This is a genomic window from Halorubrum halodurans, assembly GCF_002252985.1.
GTDB classification, from domain to species: domain Archaea; phylum Halobacteriota; class Halobacteria; order Halobacteriales; family Haloferacaceae; genus Halorubrum; species Halorubrum halodurans.
In genome coordinates this window covers 1-3,305 of sequence record NZ_NHPJ01000031.1, presented here as the reverse complement: position 1 = coordinate 3,305, position 3,305 = coordinate 1, and the positions used below count along the sequence as shown (strand labels likewise).

At 61.2% G+C, this 3,305-nt stretch carries 2 protein-coding genes and 2 pseudogenes; all 4 read left to right on the top strand.

Annotation, left to right across the window (positions count from 1 at the left end; genetic code table 11):
• Positions 1-706: pseudogene (locus DJ70_RS17160) on the top strand (hypothetical protein); the annotation flags it as partial.
• Positions 707-957: 251 nt separating this feature from the next.
• Positions 958-1,479, top strand: a complete 522-nt coding sequence (locus tag DJ70_RS02920; RefSeq protein ID WP_245810658.1) for a fibronectin type III domain-containing protein — start codon at positions 958-960, stop codon at positions 1,477-1,479.
• Between the two features lie 6 nt (positions 1,480-1,485).
• Complete coding sequence (locus DJ70_RS16610) at positions 1,486-2,631, top strand: hypothetical protein (RefSeq protein ID WP_143420909.1); 1,146 nt, start codon at positions 1,486-1,488, stop codon at positions 2,629-2,631.
• 72 nt (positions 2,632-2,703) lie between these two features.
• Positions 2,704-3,305: pseudogene (locus DJ70_RS02915) on the top strand (hypothetical protein); the annotation flags it as partial.

Below are 3,305 nucleotides of genomic sequence, written 5' to 3'. Positions count from 1 at the left end.
CGGGGGTGGGGGCGGGGGTGCTGTGGACAACGACGGGGGGGCGCAGTCGGGGGGCGGTGGCGGCGCACGCGGCGGCGCAGGTGGGGGCGTCGAGAGCGGCAAGGGCGGCGCTGCCGGCGCTGGATCCGGTGCCGGTGGCGACGGTGGTGGCGTGTATGAGGATAGCTTCGAATACTACGCCGAGGGCGGCGACTCCGGCGGGCAGACCGCGCACGTCGACGTCACGCTCTACGACCAGTCGACGGGCGGCGGCAACGCTGGCGACGCCGTCGTCGAGATCGTCGAGGCGGAGCCGGCGACGCCCTCCGGTGTGTCCCAGACGGTCCTGGGCGACGATACGATCGATATCTCGTGGGACGCCGTCGCGGACGCCGACACCTACGAGGTCCAGGTCTCCGAAGACGGCGGCGCGTGGACGAGCGTCGGCGAGACCGGCGGGACGAGTCTCACGTATAGCGCGTCACCGGGGACGAACACGCACCAGTTCCGCGTCCGTGGCGTGAACATCGCCGGCGCGTCGGGGTGGGGCTACACGGCGACGATCGCGACCGACCCGACGGGGCTGTCGGCAACGACTGCGGGGACGGACTCGATCGACCTCTCGTGGAGCGGCGTCCCAGACACGACCCAGTACCAGGTGCTCCGCTCGCAGTCTTCGGGCTCGGGGTATGCGGTCGGTTTTGGTATGCGGTCGTGGAGACGGTGACGGGGACGACCGACACCGACACCGGGCTCAACGAAGCAACACGCTACTACTATCGTGTGCGGGCCGTCTATCCAGGGACGAATTCGCAGCTGTCTAACGAGGCTGACGCCGCGACCGATGTCTCAGCGCCCGCACTCGACACACTCAACGCGTCGGTCGTCGGGGAGATCACGGTCGAGTGGTCGCTCGGCGATAGTGTCAACGAGGGCAGCATCGAGATCTACCGGTCGACAGACGGCTCGCTCGGAAGTGTGGTCACGACGATCGCCGACCTGTCGACGACGTCGTGGACGGACACGGCGGTCGCTGATGGGCGCCAATACCAGTACACCGTCCGGCGAGTCACACCCGAAGCGACAGCCGATAGCGGGCAGCAGTCTGCGACGACGATCCTGCCCGCCCCGACTGGACTGGCTGTCGACAGTGTGGACGACACGGGGGGGACGGTCTCGTGGACGAGCAATACCACGGATGCGACGGGTCACCGGATCGAGGTGCGCGAAGACAATACCGGATCGTGGACGGTGGCGGAGACCGGGATCGCCGGCAACGTTGAATCGGCGAGTGTGACGGGGTTACGCAACGGCCAGCTGTACGGCCTGCGCGTCGTCGCGCTCGCACCAGATGCCGAGTCGATCGACTACGAGCCCGATATCGCCGCTGGCGAGACGCTGGCGATCGCGTCGGGCGAGACGTACCAGTTCGAAAAACCCCACGTCAACTCCGGCACGGTCGACAACGCCGGGACGATGCAACCGGACGACACGCAGTAACTACTCATGGACGAACCCAACTACCAGATCACGGACTCGAGTGGAACCGTTGTCGGAGAAATCGGCGCCGACGCAAACGGCGATCCTGTCGTCTCGAAGCCAGGTGGCGGAGAGGTCATCATCACCGACGACGGGGTTCGCATCCCTGGTGACGCCGAGGTGGACGGATTGTTCAGTACAGAAGATGTAAACAGCATTTTATACAATCCCGATAGAGGTAATTTCTCTACATCCGCAGATTTTCAGTCTTTTCTTGATAGCATTAGCGCCGGCACATCCAATCAACGGACAGTAGTCTCTGTCAAGCCCGGATCGCTATTAGATAGTTTTAGCATACCAGAAAATACTATCATTTACTTAAACGGATCGCAAGTTAGGCCAAACAGCGACCCGGGGTCTGGCAATGCGATTGTTGACGCCTCAGCGTTTCGCGCCATACTTATCGGGCCGGGGCGAATAAGTGCGCAGCATTTGGCATCGTTTTCAGGCGACGCCTATCGTATAGATAGCGCGGGGCTTGGCAATGCGTTGCGGTTTGACGACGATCAAGAAGTCCCACTCGCCGATGGCCCCGCCATCGAAATAGCAGGCGACGGCGTCGGCGGGACAGCGGTCCGGATCAAAGCCGACGGCAACGCGATTGACATGGGTGGGAAATTTAACTTTAATATCTTAGGCTTTGATGATCAGCTAGTATTAGATACCGCAAATGGTGCGTACATAAATGGTCTTGAATTTGATATACAGGGCGAAAGATACACCACCAAATCAATTCGTCATATCAACTCCGCGGGTGCTGCTGGCGAGGCTAAAGTCCTTATCGATGGTGTTATTCAGACTGAATCTGGTCATGTAATCCATAATGAAACATCCGTGAACGGATCGGTCCGATATGACGGGCAAATATGGGATCCGACTGCCGCAACGACAGCGGTTGAGGGGCCGGGGATCCGCATCGAGACCACAAACAATCTTTCGGCGTCAAATATTTCGTTTGGCGTGGGGACGGTTGTCAATCAAACGGGTCAAGAAGCACTTGCTGGGTCACCACCAAACGCTGGCAGTTATCGTGTTGGAGACGTTATCGAAGACACAGACAATCCCGGAACATTATACAAATTAACAGCAAATGGGGCATGGGTTACAATATAATGAGTGAATATTGAACAGTCATCTCAACCCTAATATTCCGAAAGAAAAGCTACGGCGCGCTCTCCTGACACTATGCCAGTTACACTAACGACCACGCTCCCGGACGAGGACCAGCCCGTCCTCGGCAACGGCGTCGAGGACGAAGTCGCCGTCGACCGCGAGAGCGCCACCACGAACAACGGCTCGGTCCGCATCCAGATCCGTGAGACGGGACAGTCCGCGTGGAACTCTTCCGCCACCGGCTTCGCGGAGTTCATCGGCGCGTTCGACACGCTCACGATGGAGTTCGTCGGGCGCGAGGACGGCGAGGAGTACGAGGTCAGAGCTCGCACGGAGACGCAGTACCGCACCGGCGACTGGACCGAGCCGGTGGCGATCGTCACGCAGTTCCCCGGCCTGACGACTCTCGTCGCGACGGCCACGGATCCGACCACCGTCTCGCTGTCGTGGGAGGATCTCGCGGACAACGAGGCTGGGTTCACGATCGACCGTCGACGACAGTACGACACCGGCTGGAGTCGCTGGCAGGAGATCGCCACGCTCGACCCGAACACCGAGTCGTATCCGGCACCAGCGGCGCCCGACGCAACCGTCGAGTATCGCGTCACGTCGTACACGCCGTACACGAGCGTCAGTCAGACCGCGAGCACGACGACGCCGGCGATCGGTCTCGC